Source organism: Vibrio sp. 10N.222.52.B7 (assembly GCF_041474275.1).
GTDB classification, from domain to species: Bacteria; Pseudomonadota; Gammaproteobacteria; order Enterobacterales; family Vibrionaceae; genus Vibrio; species Vibrio crassostreae_C.
The window spans coordinates 54,216-76,455 of the sequence record NZ_JBFRTU010000003.1 but is presented as its reverse complement, the minus strand read 5'-3'; the positions used below and the strand labels follow the sequence as shown (position 1 = coordinate 76,455).

The following is a 22,240-nucleotide window of genomic DNA, read 5'->3' as shown; positions in this document are numbered from 1 at the left end:
AACAACGTCTACATAACCCTTTGTGATGCTAGCTCTTCATTACCTCTGACAGCTCTTTGATGCCGGGGGCGATCAAGTCTTTGTCGATGGCGTGAAAGCCCAACCTGAAATAAGAATTAGGATCAAATTCGGATGAAGTTTCATTGCTCAACTTCGTTTCAGGATCGGTCATGAAGTGAGAATACCCTGTCTCAATCAAAATCCCTTTTTGTGCGGCTCGTGACGCTAAGCGTTGGCTATTGATGTGACTGGGCGTTTGTAGCCACAGAGAGTTGGCCTGCTCGCTTTGAGCCAGTCGCTTGCAGTCAGGTAGGTACTTCAAGACCGCATCGTTGATCAGCTTCCAGCGCTGGCGTGTGTTTTCCCTAAAGCGCCTCACAAAGCTGTCGTAGTAGCCTTGTTCAATAAAGTGCGCCACTTCCATCTGAACGCGGCTTGGTGCGTGTCGATACATCAAGCGACGCAGTATTCTAAGATCGTAGATCAACTCTTCAGGTGCCACGATGTAGCCTAATCTCAAGCCGGGTGCTAATAGCTTAGAGAAGCTGCTGACGTAGATGACACGTCCTTCTTTGTCACTGGCTTTTAGCGCGGGTTTAGGGTTCCACTCCACGTTACACTCGGCGTCATAGTCATCTTCGATAATTACCGCATCATTGGTTTTGGCCATTTCCAGTAACTGAGTTCGACGCTCATCACTCATGGTGACGCCGGTTGGAGCTTGATGGCTAGGCGTGACATAGAAGTGATCACACAGTGAAGAGTGCTCATTGAATCTCAATCCTTGTTCATCCACTTGATGCGGGTGTAACTGCGCGCCAGAGAGATTGAAGATGTGATTCGCTTCTTTGTAGCCGGGGTTCTCGACTCCGACTCGACTCTGATGGTTCATGAGCAAAGTCGAAATCAAATACAGCGCATTCTGCGAACCTAAGGTTATGAGGATCTCATCACTTTGGGCATGAATACCGCGCTGTGGGAGCACCCTTGTGCGTATCTGTTCGACCAGCATGTCGACGTCTTTATCGACCTTGTCGCAAAGCCAGCGGTGATCATGTGGGTCTGAGGTGACCTTTCTTGTCGCTTCTCGCCATTGAGCTAATGGGAAGTCATTGATAGAGGGTTGGCCAAAAATAAATGGGTATTGGTAACAACTCCAATGCGAGGGTTTGACGATGCGTGGGTATTGGCCCAATTGCAGCTTAACGCGTTTGCTCCAATCCGGTGCATTGTCGCTGTCGGCTGATTCAAAATGATCCAAACTCGCGTCGATAGTATCACTCGGTTTTTGATACTTTTCTGAAAGGTAATAACCACTGCGAGGCTTACTGATGAGGTAGCCATCGTCGAGCAAACTGTCGTACACCAAGGAGACAGTATTGCGTGAAACACCCAATTGGCTAGACAGCTTACGACAAGACGGAAGCGCTTGTTCAGCCGGGAAAATACCATTCAATATCGCCGTCACCAAATAGCTACGTACTTGTTCTTGCAGGCTTCTTTTGGAATCAAACTCGATGAAACAATTGTGATTTATCGCCATGAGATACAGTCCTTATTCTCAGTGAACCTCAGTCCAATTTGTATAAAAGAGCAAGAAATGCGCCAGAGTTCATATTGATGTTTTAAGAGTGTGTTTTGCTCTCTCAACCCCGAAAATTACGTTGTCCCAAACTAGAAAATCGTTCTGTCCCAACCTGAAAATTAAATTGGCTCTACGTCTCCGATGCATTCCGTTCATAAAGTAAAGGCAGGCAAATAATCTCGATAAGGAAAGCGTATGAAACAGGGAATGACGATGAAGGCATGGGTTTCAACAGCGGCAGCGACAGTTGTACTGGGTTGTTTTGGAGTCGCACAAGCATCGGAGCTTGCAGCCATCGAAAAGCAAGGCTTCATGAAAGTGGCGACAGAAGACAACTACTCTCCATTCAACTATATCGACCGCGGTAAGCCTGCGGGGATTAACAAAGATTTGCTTGATGAGTTACGTGAATATTCGAAGTTCGATATCGAACAAGAGATCTTACCTTGGACAGGACTACTCGCTTCGGTATCTGCGGGTCAATATGATGTGGCGTTAACTGGCGCGATCATTACCGATGCTCGCTTGAAGGCCTTTGATTTCACTCCACCTATCGCTTCAGCGCAGCATTACTTCTTAACCAGAGCTGACGCGGAAGATATTAATACGGTAGCCGATTTAGATGGAAAAACAGTGGGCTTACAAGCGGGCAGTGCTTTGCTAGAAAGGCTTCCAGAGCTCGAAGTGATGCTCGAAGCACAAGGCAAATCTTTGGGTAAAGTGGTGCAGTATCAATCCTACCCAGAAGCGTATTCCGACTTGGCAATCGGCCGAATAGACTATGTGATCAACAGTGTGGTTTCAGTTAACGAGGTAGTGAAGTCGAAGTCAAAGGTATTCAAAAAAGGCGAAGCAGTCTCTGGCCCAGGTTTCGTTAGCTGGCCAGTTCCTAAAGATAATCCTGAGCTTTTGGCTTACCTAACGGAATTCTTCCTACACCTTGAGCAAACAGGAAAAATGGCAGAGTTGCAGAAGAAGTGGTTCGGTGAATCGTTCGACCAACTCCCTTCAGAAGCCATCACTTCGGTTGAGCAGTATCACAAGCTAACAGCCGTTCAATAGATGAATAAGCATGCGCCGACACAAACAGTTAACGGCTGTTTGTGTCCATGCCAATGGGTTCAAAGCGGTTTAACCCATGAGTCATTGGCGCACAATCTATCGAAAGAAGTCGCTGATCAAAGAGGTCGTTTATGGATTATTACGCTTGGGAACAGTTGCTACAGGGCGCGTGGGCAACGGCATGGATATCGGCAGTATCGATTGTATTAGGTGTCGTCATCGGCCTAATGATTGCCTTAGTTAGAATGATGAAAATCCCGTTTGTGGATCAAATGTTGGGTATCTATGTCAGCTGGGCACGAGCAACGCCTTTGGTGACACTGGCTCTGTTTATTTTCCTTTCTTTTCCGTCATTTGGCATCAATTTAGATAAACACGTTTCTGCTATTTTAGCTCTCACACTCAATACATCGGCATTCAATGCAGAGATTTGGCGCAATGCCTTTCTTAACTTTTCAAAAGGACAAATGGAAGCGGCAGAAGCCATTGGTATGAGACGTATCACTTATTTTCGCCGCATCATGTTCCCGCAAATGGTGATCATGAGCCTACCAGCGCTAGTCAATGAGATGTCGTTCTTAATCAAAGGCAGCCCAGCGATTGCGGTGATCGGCATCGTCGACCTAACTCGTGTCACCAATCGAATCTCTGCGGTTACCTATGAACCACTTGGGCCGATTCTATGTGCCGGTGCCATTTACATGTTGATTATTGGCGTGTTGGTGAAGTTGCAAGCTGTGGCTGAAAACCGAGCCACTTATCTGCAGCAATAAGTGCATACATCTGTTTACAGTAGCAGCAACAGTTTGGCCGTCATCACTACTTGGTCAGCTACACCATTTACCTGCTTGTGAAGCGTCATTGAGTGGGTAAATTTAAGGAGTAAATATGGAAGAATGGAATATTATCTGGCAACAAAAAGAGCTGTTTGCTTCTGGTTTTGTGACCACGTTTTATCTTTTTGTTTCGTCTTCAATCTTGAGTTTCGTCATAGGCATTGGTTTGTTGTACTGTCTCGAAAACTCGAGACTCGGTGTTAAGTACACCATCAACAGTTTGATAGGCATGATGCGCACCTTACCGTTTCTGATTTTAGCCTATCTGCTCTATTACGGTTTGCCTCAGGTTGGCATTCGACTAGATGCAGTGACTGCGGGAATCATCGCACTCAGCCTCTATCATGGTACGTATTTCTGTGAGATTTTCCGAGGTGTTCGTAAGGGGTTAGAGCCTGGTTACATCGAAGCGGCGCACGCTTATGGCTTTTCTAAATTCAAAACATTTACCCGAGTTATTACCCCAAATGTGTTGTTTAAGTCGGTTCCACTGATCACGAACCAACTCATCATCTGCTTAAAAGACACTGCGTTTCTTAGCATCATCACCGTCGCAGAAATTACCGCGGCCGCCAACAGCATTCAATCAACCTACTTCATCCCATTGAATGCGTTCATCATTGCTATCGCGCTCTACTGGGCCGTGAGTATTGCACTTGAAACCATCACCAAACGAATCCAAACCAAAGTTGAACTTAGAGGGCTTAGCCATGCTTAAACAATCAGAGATTATTGAAACGGAAGCACCGATTAACCCTTCTTTGGGCGTGAATTTGGAAGTGATTGAGTGCGAACCACTATTGGAAGAACGAGAGACGATCATTAAGGTTGAAAACCTGTCGAAACAGTTTGATGGCATCGAAGTACTGCGAGACATCAACCTCAACATCAACAAAGGCGATGTGGTGAGTATTCTCGGTTCGTCTGGGTCGGGGAAATCGACGCTACTGCGTTGCATGAATTGGCTAGAACAGCCAGAGCGCGGCACGATTTTTATGGGTGATGAGCGTATTGGTATCAACTCTGAAACGGGTAAGCCACTCAAATACAAAGAGTTGGCGAAACTTCGAGAGCGTCTTGGAATGGTTTTCCAAAGCTTCAACTTATGGCCGCATCTCACCGTGTTGCAAAACGTCATGGAAGCGCTGGTTCATGTTAAGAAGATAGCGAAATCAGACGCCGAGGAGATGGCTCGTAAGCAACTCGACAAGGTTGGGATGTCACACAAACTAGAGAGTTACCCCAGCATGTTATCGGGTGGGCAAAAGCAACGTGTCGCGATTGCCAGAGCTCTCGCGATGGAACCGGATGTATTGCTGTTTGATGAGCCAACCTCCGCGCTCGACCCTGAATTGGTCGAAGAGGTGTTACTGGTAATGAAGAAGCTATCGCAAGAGGGTTACACCATGGTGGTGGTGACTCATGAGATGGAATTCGCGCGTCAGGTGTCGGATCAGGTGGTATTCCTTGAGAAGGGCATCTTGATTGAGAAATCCAACCCTGAGAAGTTCTTCACTAACCCAGATTCAACAAGGGTAAGGAAGTTCCTCAAGCTTGATTCATGAGCTAGATGATTCGCGCACCTTAATGTTTGATTGTTAAAAAACTCCGACTGAATCAGTCGGAGTTTTTGTATTTGTGTTGCTACCGCATTAAGAGGATGTGGTACTAGCCAATGCTATCAATGTGGATCACTACTGAGTCTGGTCGCCAGTATTCCAGTTCGCAGTCCATCAACTCGCCATCTTGCTTGTAGTTCACACGGCAGATCTTCAGCACCGGTTGACCCTCAGCCAAATTTAGCGCCTTAGCGACATAGGCTGGGGCTGAAGTGGGAATTACATCAAAACGCGAGCGTTGGGTCTCGTAGCCGTATTTTTCTCGGTAGATGCCTGTTAGTGACATGGTGAGGTTTTCCGACAAGACACCATCAAATAAGGGCGCTTTCAGTACATTTTCAACAAACAGCACTGCTCTACCATCAATAAAACGCAAGCGCTCAATCACGTGTATTGGCGTTATCTGCTCTATCTCTAATGCTTTGGCGTAATCGCCTGTCGCCATCTCTGTACGGGTGCTGAGCAACTTGGTTTCTGCAATACGATGTTGTTCGCGAATCATTTGATGAAAGTGAGAGCGAGACAGCGGGTTGTAGCGAACACGTTCGGGTGATACATACCAGCCTCGGCGCTCTTCTCGGTATATCAAACCTTCGGTTTCCAGAGACACCAACGCATCTTTGAGCGTGATTCGTGTGGTGGAAAACAGTTCGCTAAGGTTTCTTTCTGATGGCAGTTTTTGCCCTTCAATGAAGATACCTGATTGAAGCTGCTCTCGAATACTCGCCTTAATTCTTCCTAACTGTGTCCCTGATTGTCCGGTGCCCAATGTTCTCATTACTGATCTAGTCCATAAGTTCGTGTGCTTAATAAGGTAAACCATGGAGTTAACAGGAATGTGACAGTAAACAATGGCTTATTGTCATATGAGTGAAATATAACTGCCACGTAAATGCACTCGAACTGTCAAATAACTTGCGGCAAACCGTCACATTCCGGCTATAGCATACAAAACGAACTTACTGACCTAGTCCAGAAGGATAGAGACAATGAAAACTTTGCTTAGCCGTTCAACTGTATCGCCAGCCAAACTTATGGGTTCATCTACAAAGCTAATAGGCACAACCGCTAAATTGATTGGTGTAACAGGACTTACGGCAACACTTTCAATGCCAGCGATGGCGAAGGATGCTGATCTTGAGTCACTGATTGAAGCCGCTCAAAAAGAGGGTGCAGTTTACAGTGTGGGTATGCCAGACAGTTGGGCAAACTGGAAAGGCACATGGACTGACCTGAAAGCAAACTACGGTTTGAAGCATCAGGATACCGATATGAGCTCGGCGCAAGAGATCTCGAAATTTGAAGCAGAGAAGAAAAACGCAACCGCTGATATTGGTGATGTGGGTTTCGCATTCGCACGTGTGGCTGTAAAGAAAAACGTCACTCAGCCATACAAACCAACTACTTGGAATGACATTCCAGACTGGGCAAAAGACAAAGATGGTCATTGGGCTCTGGCTTACACAGGTACTATCTCGTTCATTTCAAACAACAACCTTGTTGAAGATGCCCCAAAATCTTGGAGTGACCTACTAGAAGGCGACTACAAAGTCACAGTCGGTGATGTAGGTGTAGCAGCACAAGCAAACAACGCAATTCTAGCGGCAGCATTTGCTAATGGCGGTGACGAGTCAAACCTAAAACCGGCGATTAAATTCTTTGGTGAGCTAGCGAAGCAAGGCCGTCTGTCTTACACCGACCCAAGCATCGCGAATCTTGAAAAAGGCGAAGTGGAAGTGGCAATCATGTGGGACTTCAACGCACTGAACTACCGCGATAAGATCGACCGTGAGCGCTTTACCGTCAGCATTCCACAAGATGGCTCAGTGATTTCTGGTTACACCACCATCATTAACAAATACGCACAAAACCCGAACGCGGCGAAGTTGGCTCGTGAATACATCTTCAGCGACCAAGGCCAAATCAACCTAGCAGAAGGTTACGCGCGCCCAATCCGTAGCAGCGTTACGCTACCTCAATCAGTACAAGACAAGCTGATCTCAAACGATGAATACAGCAACGTTCACCCAGTGACTGACTTCTCAGCATGGGAAAAATCAGCACGTCGCCTGCCACGTCAATGGCAAGAAAGCGTATTGATTCACCAGCAATAACCCCGCTTAACACACCACCTTCAATAGGTGGCTTATAGAAACAAGCAATAGAGAATAGACCATGAGCAATAAGGTTATCCTTGTTGTTCTAGATGGACTGAACTATCAGGTAGCCCGTGATTGCATGGGCTACCTGAACGGTCTTCTAGAGCAAAGTGATATGTATGAGAAACAGGGCGATTTGCAGACAAAACAGGGCGATTCGTACAGTAAACAGGGCACTTCGCAAAGCACGCAAAAAAATAAGCTGCGCGCCACGCTTTACCCTGTGCAGTGTGAGCTGCCATCTATTTCCCGTCCACTGTATGAGTGCATTCTGACCGGTGTTCGCCCTGTCGAGAGTGGCATCGTCAACAACCAAATCGTGCGTTTATCGAATCACGAGTCGGTATTTAGCTTGGCGAAGTCGCAGAACAAAGTGACGGCAGCTGCGGCTTACCATTGGGTGAGCGAGTTATATAACCGAGCGCCATATGATGCAGTACGTGACCGTTTCACCAACGATGAAACCATGAACATCCAACACGGCTGTTTCTACCATTGGGACCACTACCCAGATGAAGCCTTGTTCTTGGATGCAGAGCACTTGCGCGTGACTCATCAGCCTGATTTCTTATTGATTCACCCAATGAACATTGACGATATGGGACACAAGCATGGGCTAGATTCTCGCCAGTACCGCAACAGTGCACGTGGCGCAGATATTTACCTATCAAACTATCTTGAGAAATGGGTAGACGATGGTTATCAGGTGATCATCACCAGTGACCACGGTATGAACAATGACTTGTCTCATGGTGGCATTCTGCCTGAAGAGCGTGAAGTGCCTTTCTTTGTGATTGGCGATAAGTTTACACACCAAGAATGTTCAGTGAAACAGACCGATATCTGCGGCAGCGTCTGTCAGTTACTCAACCTTGAACACGATAAATCTTACACTCAGGAATTGTTGGCCCTATGAGCAGTTCTGTAATCACGCAGAGCGGTGGCTCTGCGCTTCAACCTAAAACCAAATCTTTGTTTCAACGCCTCAAGCCTGCTTTGTGGCTTGCGCCTTTCGCATTGTTTTTCTATCTGTTCCAACTGGCACCTATGGTTTGGGTGCTGATCAACAGCTTCTTCTATGACGACGAACTCTCTCTCGAAAACTACGCTGAAGTGTTCGATTCTGCCTTTATGATGCAGGCTTTTGGCAACAGTTTATGGTTGTCGATTTGGTCGAGCATTGTTGGCTTAGCGATTGCGACTTTGCTCGTTTCTTCACTGCGCCGCGTTGATTCTAAAATCCGCGATGCGGTGATTGCTTTCACCAACATGAGCAGTAATTTTTCTGGCGTTCCGTTGTCTTTCGCTTTCATCATCATCCTTGGGACCAACGGTGCGATTACCTTGTTGCTCAAGCAGTATGGATTGCTGGGTGATTTCGACCTTTACGGCAAGTGGGGCTTGCTGGCGATTTACATCTACTTCCAGATCCCATTGGCGGTGTTGTTGCTCTATCCAGCGTTTGATGCTCTGAGTGACGACTGGCAAGCCGCTTCGGCACTGCTTGGCGCGAAAACTTGGCAATACTGGACCAAAATCGCGCTGCCTGTGTTATCTCCGGCTTTGTTCGGCACCTTTATCATCTTGATTGCTAACGCGATTGGCGCCTACGCAAGTGTGTATGCGTTGACCTCGGGCAACTACAACGTGATTACGATTCGAATTGCGAGCTTGGTATCGGGCGACTTGTTCCTAGAACCAAACCTAGCCGCGGCAATTTCAGTGATTCTGATGGCGATGCTGGCCTTCATCACCGTGATTAACCAATGGCTGATCAGCAAAAGCTACGCAGGGAAGAGAAAGTAATGAACACCGTCAATACTCGTTTTCATAAAACGGTTGTCTATTCGATTGTCGGCATCATGATGATCCCGATCTTAGCGACCTTTATTTACTCAATCTCTTCTCGTTGGGGCGCAACGATCCTGCCGGATGGCTTCACGTTAGATTGGTATATCAACCTGCTGACCGATCCTCGCTTCTTACAAGCTTTTGGTCGTTCACTGTTTATCTGTGTGGCAGCACTGTCATTGAGTGTGGTGTTGGTCTTGCCTGCGATTTTCGTTGTGTTTTACTATTTCCCGAAACTCGACAAGGTGATGAATATCCTGATTTTATTGCCGTTCGCGGTGCCGCCAGTAGTGTCGTCAGTCGGCTTGCTTCAGCTGTATGCAGACAGCGAAATCTCACTGATAGGCACGCCGTGGATTTTGATTGGTACTTACTTCACCATCGCGCTGCCATTCATGTACCGCGCGATTGCCAACAGCTTTGAAGCGATTAACTTGCATGACTTGATGGATGCAGCACATCTGCTCGGTGCAAGTACCACCAAGGCGTTCTTGTTGATTATTCTGCCAAACCTTAAGAAAGGCTTAATGGCGTCATTGTTCTTGTCGTTCTCGTTCCTATTGGGCGAGTTCGTGTTCGCCAACATCTTGGTGGGTACACGTTACGAGACACTGCAAATCTACCTATACAACATGCGTCAAACCAGCGGCCACTTCACGTCAGCCCTAGTGATGACGTACTTCCTGTTTATTTTCTTACTGACTTGGTTGGCAAGTCGTTTCAGCCAGGGAACAAAATAATGAGCTATGTAAATGCGAAAAACTTCACCAAGCGCTTTGGTGACAACACGGTGTTTGAAGATATTGAATTTTCAATCGAGAAGGGCGAATTCATTACTCTGCTTGGCCCTAGTGGCTGTGGTAAATCGACTCTGCTGCGCAGCTTGGCTGGCCTGAATCCTGTCGATGGTGGCGAGATCTGGGTCAACGGCGAAGAGATTACTCACCAAGTGCCACAACAGCGTGGTATCGGCATGGTGTTTCAATCTTATGCGCTGTTCCCAAACATGACGGTTGAAGGCAACATTGCGTTTGGCCTTAAGATGAAAAAGCTTGCCGCCGATGAGATTAAGCGCGAAGTCGCGAAAGTGATTGGGCTGGTGGACTTAACGGGCAAAGAAAAGTTCTACCCGCATCAGTTATCGGGCGGTCAGCGTCAGCGTGTGGCCTTGGCAAGAGCCTTGGTGGTCAAGCCGCGTATTCTGCTACTTGATGAGCCGCTTTCGGCGTTGGATGCGAAGATCCGAAAGCACCTACGCCAACAGATCCGAGATATTCAAAAAGAGATGAACCTGACCACGATCTTCGTGACCCACGATCAAGAAGAGGCGATGATCATGTCTGACCGCATCTTCTTGATGAACAAAGGCGAGATCGTACAAGCGGGGACACCCGAAGAGATCTACACTCAACCTGCCAATGAATTTGTGGCTGGGTTCATGGGGCACTATAATCTGGTGCAAGCGAACAAAGCCAAGCAACTCTTCAATATTGAAACAGAATGGAAAGTGGCGATTCGACCTGAATCTATCTACGTGAAAGAGCAAGGCCGACAATATGGCGAACATATCTCTGCGCCGAAAACCGGCACCATTCGTAACCACCAGCTGTTGGGCAACGTGATTCGCTACCAAGTGGACGTTGATGAGTGTGAATTAACGGTCGACCTACTTAACCGTTCTTCTGAACGACTGTTGGCAAACGGCAGCCAACTTGAACTCCTGTTTAACCTTAACGAAATTCAACCTGTGAGAGCCTAAGATGTTCAAACCTTTGTATGTATTTGATATGGACGAAACACTGATCAATGCCGATGCCGCGATGCTATGGAATGAATTCTTGGTTGAAAAGGGCATTGCCACTGCGCCCAACTTTATTGAAGAAGATAAACGCTTAATGGGCCTGTATTCGGAAGGCAAACTGAACATGGAAGATTACCTCACGTTTTCCATGCAGCCATTAGCCGATATGCCAACAGAGCAAGTGACTGCGTTGGTGGAAGAGTGTGTTGAACAGCATATTCTGCCTAAACAGTTCAAGCAGTCAAAACCTTTGATTGAGCAGCTTGAGAATGATGATATTGATATGCTGATCATCTCTGCCAGCGTGACTTTCTTAGTGGAAGCGGTCGGCCGTAAGATTGGTATTGAGAACGCACTCGGTATTGATTTGATTGAAAACCAAGGCCGTTTTACTTCTCAAATATCAGGTGTGCCAAGCTACCGTGAAGGCAAAGTGACGCGTTTAAAAGAGTGGTTAGACAATCAAGAAACCAACTATTCAGATATCCACTTTTATACCGATTCAATCAACGACTTACCTTTGTGTGAACACGCCGATTTTGCCTATCTGGTGAACCCATGTCCGCGTTTAAAAGCGTTAGCTGAACAACCGAACTGGTCGATTCTCAACTGGGATTAAATTGAATCTTATATTCGAATTAGGTTCGTTCTAGAACTCATCAAGCCGCTGACTACAGCGGCTTTTTGATTCGTATTATTCTATTTCTAGTTTGTAACCTATCCCGTAAATGGATTTGATGTAGTCACATTTTTCATTTATCGAGACCATTTTTTTGCGTAAGTTTTTAATATGGCTATCGATAGTGCGATCACTGACCACTCTTCTATCGTCGTAGATTTTATCAATCAATTGATCGCGACTATAAATGCGGCCAACATTTTGATAGAGAAGGTGCAAAAGCCGAAACTCAGCTGGCGTTAAACTTAGCTTAATACCACATAGGACAGCGGTCATACTCAATTCATCAATATCAATGGCGTTCGTTGGTGACGTGGCTTGGGGCTTGTTGGAACGGCGCAAAATATTTTTCACCCTCACAACCACTTCTCTCGGGCTGTACGGCTTACATATATAATCATCTGCACCCAGTTCAAGCCCAACGAGTCGATCAATCTCTTCGACCTTGGCTGTCGCCATAACCACTGGGATGTCACTGAACGTTCTCAGCTCTCGATAAATATCCAACCCGTCTCGATTGGGTAGCATGAGGTCGAGAATAATGAGTTTAGGCGATGCTTGCTTTACCCAGTCAATGACAAGGTTACCATCGATAATATGATGACTTTCAAGGCCAGAGTGCTCTAAGTACTCACACAGTACACTTGCTAATGCAGGCTCATCTTCGACGACTAAAATCACGATTTTATTTCCTTTGGTAACGCTATGATGATTCGTAGTCCACCCAATTCTGAGTGGTCGGCAGTAATGTGTCCTTGGTGCGCTTCAACGATATTTTTACAGATAGATAAGCCAAGTCCAGAACCGCCACTTGAGCGACTGCGCGATTTATCAACGCGGTAAAGCCTCTCAAATAAACGTGGAAGTGATGCATCAGGTACACCTGGATCACTGTCTTCAACGTTGATAATAATACTATCACTAATGTCGGTAACATCTATCGATACATGCCCATTATCGCTAGTGTATCGTGCGCTATTTTCCAACAGATTCACAAACAGTTGTGTCAGTAATCTCTCATCACACGAGGTAAACAGTGGCGCCGAATGGTCATAGTGCTTTGTTAATGTGATGTTTTTTTGTTCTAAACGGATCGAGTTTTGAACGATCACAGAATCAATCAGTTTATCTATATCAACGTTGTTTTTAACATTGAGGTTAAATCCGATGTCATACAGGGAGAGTTGGTGAAGATCCTCAACGAGTTGACCCAGTGTGATGATTTGTTGATGTAACGAGTCGATGTATTTTGGTTCAGGTGATCGAATACCGTCTTGTAGCGCCTCTAGTTCACTTCTAAGCACGGTGATAGGCGTTCTAAGTTCATGTGAAATATCTGATAACCACTGTTCTCTAAGTGTTTTCTGTTTTCTTAGTGTCTCGACAACACCGTTGAATATTCCGATGAGATCGGACAATTCATCATTGCCGCTTTTTTTAATGTAGAAATCGAGATCGCCATTTTCGATAGATTTGGCACCTTTCGACAAAGCACGCAATGGTTTCAAAAATCGCCTAACAAGAAACAAAGCGATAAGGAATGAAAGCAACACGGTAATCGATGCGATAGTGCTTACATGCGTCGTTTGTTGTTTGAAAAAGCTTTCTGCTAAAGGCCCTGATATTTCATCCATCTGGACGATGGAGATATACCCAATAACTTGATCATCCAGTGTTATTTCGACTAGCGCTTGATGCTGACCATCTTCAAGGTGATGTAGGTTTTCAGGCGGTCCAATTATGGCTCGCCCGTCTTGATCTAAAATGTTGAGTCGTTGCCAAATAGGTTGAAGGCCTGGCGCTTCCGGCTCTCTTAATGGTGGTGGCGATGGGTGTCTGTCACGAGGATGTGGTCGTGAGGGGCCGCCAATGCTACTGGCGATTAAATGTGGTTCACGCTCTAGCCGCCTCCATTTTTCGGAAGGTGAGTAATATTGCTTTAAGTTATTGGCGAGTTCTTGAGCTAGGGCAATCTCATTATTATTTGTGAAATCTTGGAGCCCTCTTTGAAAACTGGAGTTAATAAAATAGGTCAGTACAAAGAGCATGGTCACGCACACCATTAGTATTGAAACAAACAGTTTGGTGAAAATTGATATGCGCACGTTCTCTCCAGAAATTAAAGTGAATTAAGACGATAGAGTGAGTTAAGACAATAAAATGAGATAAACCAATATTAGCCCTCGATCGTGTGGGAAATATGGACATTGATTTCTTTATTCATCTTAGGCCATGTATAAGCACTCTTTTGTTAGAAATGAATAGCGAGCTGACAGGGTGCTATACCCCATCAGCTCGCATTGAATTATCACTATTTTAGGATAACCCTCTAACCATTATTGACGTCTTGGTGGTGGTGGCGGAACTTCCTCTTCCGATAGACCACCGCTTCCATCTGCGTCTAGTTTATCAAAGTCATCGGCGAGTGGACCTCTGAGCTCTTCTAATTGTAATTCGCCATCACCGTTTGCATCCATTTCTTCAAAGCTTGGCATTTCTCTTGGGCCTTCACGGCTTTCAGCACACGCTTGAAGCGCGAATGTCGATGTCAGTAAAAGTAATGCTGTCGTGATTTTGTTCATAATTTAATTCCTATTCGTAACCAAATATAAGTGTATTTCTTTGACGCAAATAGGTTAGCGATCAAATTAGCAGAGAAAATGGATAAATCTAGGAGATGAAAGTTAGCGCTTAACTTTATAAGAGCATCAGATCATCAGCCCATCAAGTCAGGTTGTTTAAACCTCCATTGTTTCTACATAGTTTCCACATTTTCTATTTTTATCCTAGTCCACTATTGAACTCATGAATTTAATGCCTTTAGCAATAAAGGCAGAAAGCTATCGTTGGTATTGAAATGGATTATTTTTTAGGAGCCGTAGAATGAAGGCAATGGTAAAAAAATCAGTCGTTGTCTCTTCTACGTTGTTGGTTGCTTCTTATAGTAACGCTGCGCTTTATAGGGTGGTTTTGGAGGAATCACCAGTAGAAACTGAATCGGTGTATGGGGTCGCAGTTGAACCAGAGCTTGGTACAACGGATTGCTTTAGTACCAGTTGTGGTGACACCGACTACGCATTCGCAGGGGAAGCTCAAAATGCAGAACCAGGTTTTTCCTTTAAAGAGGAGGTCCCCTTTGGTATCGATAACACGTTCTACTATTTGGATTATGACGATATCTATAGCTACTGCACGAGCGAACTTGGCTACGCGACTTGTGAAGCTTGGAGTTCTTTATTGTGGTATGGCGATGATGATGATGCGGGCATTGGAGGCTTGAAAAATGAGCGTGATGCGTATTACGGGCTGAGCTATCAGACGAATTCCACGGCTTTTTATGACTCTTACTCATTAAGTGAGATCCCCGATGTTGGCAGTAACCCACCTGATGTGAGCAGTTATAGTTATTCCTTTGTTGATGGAACAGAGGAGAAGGTCATCACTAAAGTTGACGAGAATGGTTTTGTTCTTGGTAACACCAGCAGTGGTTACTACAGTTATAACAACCAATATATTCAGTTGTATAGGCAGCGTGGTTACTACGATACAGGCACTGAATTTACGGTTCTCCAACCTGAAGCCGATACCAGCATTACGATCAGCGATGCTGACGGCGAAGCGAATATAATATCCCAAATGGGAAGAACGATGGCTTTTGACTCTTTCAGTTATGGAGGGGAAAGCTATGTGGTCGGAAGCGCGTCCGTTGCGACTTTTTATTACAGTGATGGATACAAAGATTATGACTCTCCGTACACATCCGACAGTGATGCTGAGGATCTAGATAATTGTATCGATGAAGATATTGAGCCTGCTTTATATCCAGAGTGTCAGAACTTTGCTTTTGCTAATCGAGCTTTTGTCTGGAATATAACCGATGCGAATGGTCCCAATGATGATGGAAACCGTTTTGCAGTATCCGATTGGGAAACCAGTTCGACCTATTACTCTTACAACGATGATGAAGCTTCAGCACAAGCGAGTGTGAGGGCTGCAACGATTTCGTCTAGAGGGACATATAGCTCTTATCCTGTTTTAGTTGGTTACAATACGGAACTAGATGATTCAGATAACTTTCTTATGCAGGCTGCTGTGTTTAGGCCAAGCAGTACGTCAAATTTCAGCGTTTCGGAAAATGCTTGGACGACTACATTTATCGCTAATGCGACGGTAGAAGTTAGTGATTCATACATTCACAGTAATTCTGTCGCAACAGACATTAATGAAAACATGATGGTTATTGGTTATGCAAAACGAGATGGTGATTATCCGTCGGATCGTGTGTCTGATAATCGTATGTTCGTCGCTGATGCGAATGACACAACGCCAACAGCCACATTCTTCGCAAGTTTAGGTGAAGACATTTTCTTTGACAGTGCAGAGGGAAAAGCAAGTGAGATCAACAGCTACAATGAAATCGTTGGCTATGTTGACGCCGAAACTCACGCTGAAGTAGACGGACATGAAAGAAGGCATCGCGGCTTCATTTTCCCTTATAACGACACTGGTACCGATGCTGATAGACGTGCAAGATATAATGATCAAGCTTGGTGGTTAGACGACCTAACTAACGGTGGTGACTACAGTGATGCCAACAACCACTTTAGAATATTGGACGCAACCGACATTAATGATGCGGGTGTTATCTCAGGGACGGCAATACAATGTTTTGCGAGTGAAAGTAGCTCCTCTTCTATGGCTTATGATTCAACCGCGCACTTTGCATATTGTAATGATGGAGTAGGTGACGAGAGGGTGGTGGCTGTGAAACTTATCCCGATATCTGGAGCAACAAGTGAAGACATTGCTGAAAGAAGTGATGATAGCGCTGAAGATGTTGAACGTAGTGGTGCCGGTACCGGGTTATTGGTGCTTATCAGTTTGATGTCCGTGCTTTCAGTTCGCTTGAAAAAATCTCGTTCTGTGATTACCTAAATTGATGACGTGCTCACGAGATAAACAACCTCTATTTGACCATCAACCATCAATCATCAACCATTAAAGTAATGGGTTAGAGTTGATGGCTCACCCTATGAGAATACCATTGGGATATGAAGCTTTTTAAAAGAGCATCACCTGTTTTGTGATGCTCTTTTTACGTTCAACATACACTTATCTCTTTCTGCTTTAGCCCATAAAGCTCAAATGTAACAATTCAATAACATTCCTTCTTCTTCTGTAAATCAAACCACTACCTTTCAATCCCTTGATAGCACTCACTTTCTTGTCTCGATGGTTTGTGTGTAACAAATATTTTACAAGCTGACAGGGTTTCATCGAAATTGCCCATTTTCCTCCACCCATTCCATTATCTCGGCTTGTGGGCCAAATTTAATTAAGGACAAAAAATACACAACACAAAACCAATAGGTACAAGGAGAAAGTTCATGGTGGATACATACAACCCGCTTGGCACGGATGGATTCGAGTTTGTTGAATACACGGCCGTTGACCACAAGGGAATAGAGCAACTTAAAGCGCTGTTTGTGTCACTTGGTTTTGCTGAGATAGCCAAGCACCGCTCAAAAGAAGCTTGGCTGTATCGACAAGGTGACATCAACTTTATCGTTAATGAACAACCACACAGCCAAGCGGAAGCGTTCGCCAAGGTGCATGGGCCATCGGTCTGTGGCATGGCTTTTCGTGTCAATGAAGCAACAGCTGCCATGGAGCAAGCATTTAAGGGCGGTGGTGAAGAGTACAAAACAGAAATAGGGCCGATGGAGCTGAGTATTCCTGCCATTTACGGCATCGGTGAAAGCCTGCTCTATTTTGTGGATCGTTATGGCAAGCAGAGCATCTATGACGTCGATTTCCGATTCTATGACGATGCGGAACAGCGCATGGCCGAAGCCAATGTTGGCTTGTATGAAATCGACCATCTCACGCACAACGTGAAACAAGGCAATATGGATGTTTGGTCTGGGTTTTATGAGCGCATCGGTAACTTCCGCGAGATTCGCTACTTCGACATTGAAGGCAAGCTGACAGGCCTTGTGAGCAGAGCCATGACCTCGCCATGTGGCAAAATCCGCATCCCTATCAATGAGTCTTCAGACGACAAATCACAAATCGAAGAGTTCATCCGCGAATACAACGGCGAAGGCATCCAACACATCGCGCTCGCAACGGATGACATCTACAAAACCGTGAAAACCCTGCGTGATCGCGGCATGGACTTTATGCCAACCCCAGATACCTATTACGAGAAAGTCGACGAGCGTGTGAAGGGCCACGGTGAAGACACCGATCTGCTGCGCGATTTACGGGTTCTGATTGATGGCGCGCCGACCAAAGACGGCATCTTGCTGCAAATTTTCACACAGACGGTAATTGGGCCTGTGTTCTTTGAAATCATTCAGCGTAAAGGCAACGAAGGCTTTGGTGAAGGTAACTTCAAGGCGCTGTTTGAATCGATTGAAGAGGACCAGATTCGTCGAGGAGTATTAGACGATGCATAAATGGATCTCGTTTCCTCATCGGGAGGGGGTGTGCTCTAAACAAGCGCACGCCGACTTCCCCGAAGAGGCAATTTATGAGCGAGAAGCGGGCCGAAGTGGATTCTTTGGCCCTGCCGCTCACTTTCATCACCAGCATGCCCCAACAGGTTGGTCGGAGTGGGAGGGTGATTTACGTCCTCGCGCTTTTGATTTTACGCTGGTGGAGAAAGCTAGCCAGATAACCCCTTGGGCGGTGCCTCATCTTTTGCACAATGCGGACTGCAAAATCCGTGTGTGGCGCATGGATGAGAAGATGGATTTCTTGGTGCGTAATTCTGACGGTGATGAGCTGCTGTTCATTCACCAAGGTAGGGCAGATCTCTATTGCGACTATGGTCATTTAGAGGTGAGTGAAGGGGATTACGTGATGATCCCGCGCTCAACCAATTGGCGCTTGGAGCCAAGTGAGCCGATGTTCATCTTGATGATTGAGAACACAGACGCGGCTTACTCCTTGCCAGAGAAAGGCATGGTCGGTAATCACGCGGTGTTTGATCCTGCTGTGCTCGACATCCCTTCTATCAATGATCAATTCCGCGTTCAGTACTCAGAAAATCAAACTCAGGTTCAGGTAAAACGCCACGACAAAGTCAGCGTTATTACTTATCCGTTCAATCCATTGGATGCAATTGGTTGGCATGGCGACCTAGCTGTGGTGAAAGTAAATTGGCGCGATATCAGACCGCTGATGTCACATCGCTACCACTTGCCACCCTCTGCGCATACAACGTTTGTTGGCGCAGGCTTTGTGGTGTGCACCTTTGTGCCACGCCCGATTGAGAGCGATCCTGGGGCGTTAAAAGTGCCGTTCTACCACAACAACGATGATTACGACGAAGTGCTGTTCTATCACGCAGGTGACTTCTTCAGTCGCGATAACATTGAGGCGGGCATGATGACCTTCCATCCGGCTGGGTTTACGCATGGGCCTCACCCTAAAGCCTTTAAGGCAGGGCAAGCGCACAAGAAGAAGTTTACCGATGAAGTGGCGGTGATGATCGATACTCGCCATGCGCTGCAGTTCTCTGGTGAACTCGATAGCGTTGAGAACAAAGAATATGTCTACAGTTGGCAAGACACGGGTTTGCAAGAGACAGGTTCTCAAACCATGGCTGACGATAAGAAGTAAGGGACAAGGATGAAATTAGCAACCAAGAAAAATGGCACTCGCGACGGTCTATTGATGGTCGTAAGTAAAGATCTTAAACAATGTGTAGCTGCCACCGAAATTTTCCATGCGATGCATCTAGCGCCAACCATGCAGGTAGCATTGGATAACTGGGACAGCGTTGCACCTCAGTTAGAAGAGTTATACACCTCGTTAAACAACGGACATGTCACAGGGAGTGAAGTGTTTGCACCTCAGTATTGTGAATCGCCTCTTCCACGCGCTTATCAATGGGCAGACGGCAGCGCTTATGTAAACCACGTTGAACTGGTGCGTAAGGCTCGTGGTGCTGAAATGCCAGAAAGCTTCTGGGTTGATCCACTCATGTACCAAGGCGGCTCAGATGCGTTTATCGGGCCGCGTGACAATATTGAGTTTGCCAGCGACGAATGGGGTATTGATTTCGAGGGTGAAGTTGCGGTTGTTACCGGAGATGTGCCAATGGGAGCCAGCGCCAAGCAAGCGCATGATTCGATTCGTTTACTGATGTTGGTGAACGATGTGTCACTGCGTGGCTTGATTCCAGCAGAGCTCGCGAAAGGCTTTGGCTTTTTCCAGTCTAAGCCTTCTTCGGCGTTCTCCCCGGTCGCAGTCACACCTGACGAGCTTGGCGAACAGTGGAAAGGCAGCAAGGTACATTTACCGCTGATATCGACCTACAACGACCAGCCTTTTGGTTGTCCGAATGCCGGTATAGATATGACTTTCAATTTTGCAGAGTTGGTTGTGCATGCAGCTAAAACTCGACCATTATCGGCGGGCGCGATCATAGGTTCAGGCACGGTTTCTAATAAACAAGGCACTGACCATGGCACCTCGATTTCTGAAGGTGGTGTGGGATATTCATGTATTGCTGAAGTACGCATGATAGAGACGATTCGTGATGGTAAACCGTCGACTCAATTCATGTCGTTTGGTGACTCGATCAAGCTTGAGATGCTTGATGCGGCGGGTGATTCCATTTTTGGCGCGATAGACCAAAAAGTGAGCCAGTATCGAGCGCTATAATCCACGTAATAGGGTTTCAGTATGAGCGAGAGCATCGTGAACAAGAACATTATACTTTACGGTTACTGGCGCTCTTCGGCTGCCTATCGGGTGCGTATTGGATTAAACCTAAAGCAACTCAACTATGAGTCTAAATCGGTCCATTTGGTGCGTAATGGCGGCGAGCAGCATGATCCACAATATCGCGAACTCAATGCCAGTGAATTAGTGCCGGTGCTGGTGGATGGTGAAGTTCAACTCAATCAGTCGCTGACGATCTTGCAATACTTGGACGAAAACTATTTGTGTGAGAGCAGCCCAGACTCCTTGTTGATTCCAGAGCAAACACCATTGCGCTATCAAGCGTTGGCAATGGCTCAGGATATTGCGATAGAAATTCACCCTCTGAACAACCTGCGCGTGTTGCAGTATTTGGAGCGGGAATTGTCGTGCGAGCAAGAGGCGAGAATGGACTGGCTTCATCATTGGATGAACCAAGGTTTCCGTGCTCTAGAAGAGAAACTGGCAAAGCACAGAAAAGCACACGGTGATTCGGTGTATAGCCTCACCGATTCACCATGCATTGTCGATATTTGCTTGGTGCCACAGGTGTATAATGCGCTGCGCTTTGGCGTTGATATGTCGCCTTATCCGTTGATTAACTCGATTGTTGAAGCGTGTAATCAGTTACCCGCTTTTATTGAGGCGATGCCAGAGAATCAAGCGGATGCGAATGATTCCATGTAGATTCACTGATGTAAACGCAAATACTTTTCCCTTACGCTACCAAAACCGTTTTTGGACTATTCTGTTCTAGCCTGATTGCTCATTTAGCAATATACGAATATCTTCACGTATTGGAAAGTCGCTTGATTGAGTGTGCAGTTTTATTGGTGCAGATTAGTATCAATGAAACGGGAGAAGTCATGATCATTAGTATACCAACCGGAGAACGCGCCTCCGGTTGGTATGTTGTTACATCGAAAATATAATCAAGCTGTTACCACTTATACTTCCAACCCGCTTGAGCTAGATAGAATTTCTGGCTGTTGTCTGAACCACTGGTTAGGCCCGCAGACTTAGACTCATCCCACTTGGTTTCTTCGTAAGCCATACCTACCCACAACGTTGATTTAGGGCTCAGTTTATAGTCGATATTCAAACCTAAACGCAGCCCGTCGTCTGTCTCATTGACGACGTTGTAGTTGTTTGACGCATCATAGATTTTCTCGTTGATGAAGTAGCGGAAATAAGGCATCACGCTCCATTTGTCATTAATTTTAGTTGGGAAGTACCCACGAATCTGGTTTTGTTCCCAGTTCTTGTTTTGGTCGTTATCCCAAGTCCAATCGGTGTATAGGTAGACTTTTGCTGTGAAACTATCACTGTGTTTATACGCAAAACCATGCTCCGCTTCCCACTCGTAATCGTTCTCTCCTACGAAGCGATCATAGTAGTAAAACGCATCCCAGTAAGAGAATGAGAGTTTATCGGTGATCTTAAACTCACCACTAGGCATTATCCAGTACAGGTTGTGGCTGCCACGAGCATCTGTTCCCGGTGCAGAGTCGTTAGATTCTTTTCGGTATGTAGCGTTCAGATTAAAGACCACATCATCGTTGCGAACTAAGTTACGAGTCGCACCAATCTGAGTACGGTTTCGTTGAAACGAGTTATCTGTGTTATTTAGATCCTCAGTGATCGAACGGCGCGCCACTTTATGTTCAAGAAAATAGCTCCATTTGGAGTTAGGGCTATTAATGAATAGCTGTGCGACTGGGGTGAGTTTGTCTATCACTGCATTGCCATCAGGGTCTCTGTGCCCTTCAAACTTTTCCATTTCCATGTAAATGTTCGACGCAACGTTCCACTCAGAGGTAAAGTTTTGGGTTAGCTCTTCCGTTTCAACTTTTACGGCGTTGTCTTCAGTCGCAAGCGCGAGACTAGGTAGAAGCAGTGCTAGTAGGGTAGCTCCAGACTTTTTATTTATCAT

Annotated in this window: 21 protein-coding genes; 15 read left to right on the top strand and 6 right to left on the bottom strand. The window is 45.9% G+C overall.

The annotated features are described in order from the left end of the window. Positions 1 to 28 precede the first annotated feature (28 nt). The gene (locus tag AB4512_RS01895) at positions 29 to 1,543 is read right to left on the bottom strand and encodes a PLP-dependent aminotransferase family protein (protein ID WP_372131305.1); all 1,515 of its coding nucleotides are present in this window, start codon (positions 1,541 to 1,543) and stop codon (positions 29 to 31) included. 237 nt (positions 1,544 to 1,780) lie between these two features. On the opposite strand from AB4512_RS01895, the gene AB4512_RS01890 reads away from it, so the two are divergent. The 4 genes from AB4512_RS01890 (at position 1,781) to AB4512_RS01875 (ending at position 5,048) form a co-directional block, all read left to right on the top strand. Continuing rightward, positions 1,781 to 2,647 carry a transporter substrate-binding domain-containing protein gene (locus tag AB4512_RS01890; protein ID WP_065584482.1) on the top strand — a complete coding sequence of 289 codons (867 nt, stop codon included), beginning with the start codon at positions 1,781 to 1,783 and terminating at the stop codon, positions 2,645 to 2,647. Positions 2,648 to 2,778: 131 nt separating this feature from the next. Continuing rightward, positions 2,779 to 3,420, top strand: a complete 642-nt coding sequence (locus AB4512_RS01885) for an amino acid ABC transporter permease (protein ID WP_017066356.1) — start codon at positions 2,779 to 2,781, stop codon at positions 3,418 to 3,420. A gap of 115 nt (positions 3,421 to 3,535) precedes the next feature. Next, on the top strand, positions 3,536 to 4,201 hold the full coding sequence (locus AB4512_RS01880) for an amino acid ABC transporter permease (RefSeq protein WP_372169814.1): 666 nt from the start codon (positions 3,536 to 3,538) through the stop codon (positions 4,199 to 4,201). After that, entirely contained in the window at positions 4,194 to 5,048 is an 855-nt protein-coding gene (locus AB4512_RS01875; protein WP_017065130.1) for an amino acid ABC transporter ATP-binding protein, read from the top strand. The genes AB4512_RS01880 and AB4512_RS01875 overlap by 8 nt, the downstream gene beginning before the upstream one ends. Positions 5,049 to 5,151: 103 nt before the next feature. Here AB4512_RS01875 and AB4512_RS01870 read toward each other — a convergent pair whose 3' ends face one another. Beyond that, entirely contained in the window at positions 5,152 to 5,880 is a 729-nt protein-coding gene (locus tag AB4512_RS01870) for a UTRA domain-containing protein (RefSeq protein ID WP_372174242.1), read from the bottom strand. Positions 5,881 to 6,091: 211 nt separating this feature from the next. Between AB4512_RS01870 and AB4512_RS01865 the strand changes: the two genes are divergently transcribed. The 6 genes from AB4512_RS01865 to AB4512_RS01840 all read left to right on the top strand — a co-directional run bounded on the left by AB4512_RS01865 (position 6,092) and on the right by AB4512_RS01840 (position 11,532). Next, on the top strand, positions 6,092 to 7,216 hold the full coding sequence (locus tag AB4512_RS01865; protein ID WP_372138147.1) for an ABC transporter substrate-binding protein: 1,125 nt from the start codon (positions 6,092 to 6,094) through the stop codon (positions 7,214 to 7,216). 61 nt (positions 7,217 to 7,277) lie between these two features. Further along, positions 7,278 to 8,177 carry an alkaline phosphatase family protein gene (locus AB4512_RS01860; protein ID WP_372163565.1) on the top strand — a complete coding sequence of 300 codons (900 nt, stop codon included), beginning with the start codon at positions 7,278 to 7,280 and terminating at the stop codon, positions 8,175 to 8,177. Continuing rightward, a complete protein-coding gene (locus tag AB4512_RS01855) occupies positions 8,174 to 9,067 on the top strand; it encodes an ABC transporter permease subunit (protein ID WP_108109892.1) in 894 nt (297 codons plus the stop codon). The genes AB4512_RS01860 and AB4512_RS01855 overlap by 4 nt, the downstream gene beginning before the upstream one ends. Next, a complete protein-coding gene (locus AB4512_RS01850; RefSeq protein ID WP_004732591.1) occupies positions 9,067 to 9,852 on the top strand; it encodes an ABC transporter permease in 786 nt (261 codons plus the stop codon). Before AB4512_RS01855 ends, AB4512_RS01850 begins: the two co-directional genes overlap by 1 nt. Further along, on the top strand, positions 9,852 to 10,871 hold the full coding sequence (locus tag AB4512_RS01845) for an ABC transporter ATP-binding protein (protein WP_136977780.1): 1,020 nt from the start codon (positions 9,852 to 9,854) through the stop codon (positions 10,869 to 10,871). Before AB4512_RS01850 ends, AB4512_RS01845 begins: the two co-directional genes overlap by 1 nt. A 1-nt stretch (position 10,872) precedes the next feature. Further along, the gene (locus tag AB4512_RS01840; RefSeq protein WP_372174240.1) at positions 10,873 to 11,532 is read left to right on the top strand and encodes an HAD family hydrolase; all 660 of its coding nucleotides are present in this window, start codon (positions 10,873 to 10,875) and stop codon (positions 11,530 to 11,532) included. 75 nt (positions 11,533 to 11,607) lie between these two features. Here the strand turns inward: AB4512_RS01840 and AB4512_RS01835 are convergent, their stop codons facing one another. The 3 genes from AB4512_RS01835 to AB4512_RS01825 all read right to left on the bottom strand — a co-directional run bounded on the left by AB4512_RS01835 (position 11,608) and on the right by AB4512_RS01825 (position 14,174). Then, entirely contained in the window at positions 11,608 to 12,273 is a 666-nt protein-coding gene (locus AB4512_RS01835) for a response regulator (RefSeq protein ID WP_136974564.1), read from the bottom strand. Further along, a complete protein-coding gene (locus AB4512_RS01830) occupies positions 12,270 to 13,640 on the bottom strand; it encodes an ATP-binding protein (RefSeq protein WP_372174238.1) in 1,371 nt (456 codons plus the stop codon). The genes AB4512_RS01835 and AB4512_RS01830 overlap by 4 nt, the downstream gene beginning before the upstream one ends. Before the next feature lie 288 nt (positions 13,641 to 13,928). After that, positions 13,929 to 14,174: a hypothetical protein gene (locus AB4512_RS01825; RefSeq protein WP_017072318.1), complete on the bottom strand. Its 246-nt coding sequence runs from the start codon at positions 14,172 to 14,174 to the stop codon at positions 13,929 to 13,931. A gap of 301 nt (positions 14,175 to 14,475) precedes the next feature. On the opposite strand from AB4512_RS01825, the gene AB4512_RS01820 reads away from it, so the two are divergent. The 5 genes from AB4512_RS01820 (at position 14,476) to maiA (ending at position 20,994) form a co-directional block, all read left to right on the top strand. Continuing rightward, positions 14,476 to 16,527 (top strand): DUF3466 family protein, encoded by a 2,052-nt coding sequence (locus AB4512_RS01820; RefSeq protein ID WP_372174237.1) that lies wholly within the window; start codon positions 14,476 to 14,478, stop codon positions 16,525 to 16,527. Between the two features lie 452 nt (positions 16,528 to 16,979). Then, a complete protein-coding gene (gene hppD, locus AB4512_RS01815; protein ID WP_017067769.1) occupies positions 16,980 to 18,053 on the top strand; it encodes a 4-hydroxyphenylpyruvate dioxygenase in 1,074 nt (357 codons plus the stop codon). Beyond that, positions 18,046 to 19,221, top strand: coding sequence for a homogentisate 1,2-dioxygenase (locus AB4512_RS01810; RefSeq protein ID WP_372174235.1), 1,176 nt, complete (start codon positions 18,046 to 18,048; stop codon positions 19,219 to 19,221). The genes hppD and AB4512_RS01810 overlap by 8 nt, the downstream gene beginning before the upstream one ends. A 9-nt stretch (positions 19,222 to 19,230) precedes the next feature. Beyond that, positions 19,231 to 20,268: a fumarylacetoacetate hydrolase family protein gene (locus AB4512_RS01805; protein ID WP_102332322.1), complete on the top strand. Its 1,038-nt coding sequence runs from the start codon at positions 19,231 to 19,233 to the stop codon at positions 20,266 to 20,268. Positions 20,269 to 20,289: 21 nt separating this feature from the next. Further along, complete coding sequence (gene maiA / locus AB4512_RS01800) at positions 20,290 to 20,994, top strand: maleylacetoacetate isomerase (protein ID WP_372159057.1); 705 nt, start codon at positions 20,290 to 20,292, stop codon at positions 20,992 to 20,994. A 253-nt stretch (positions 20,995 to 21,247) separates the two neighbouring features. Here the strand turns inward: maiA and AB4512_RS01795 are convergent, their stop codons facing one another. Further along, entirely contained in the window at positions 21,248 to 22,240 is a 993-nt protein-coding gene (locus tag AB4512_RS01795; protein ID WP_136982537.1) for an OmpG family monomeric porin, read from the bottom strand.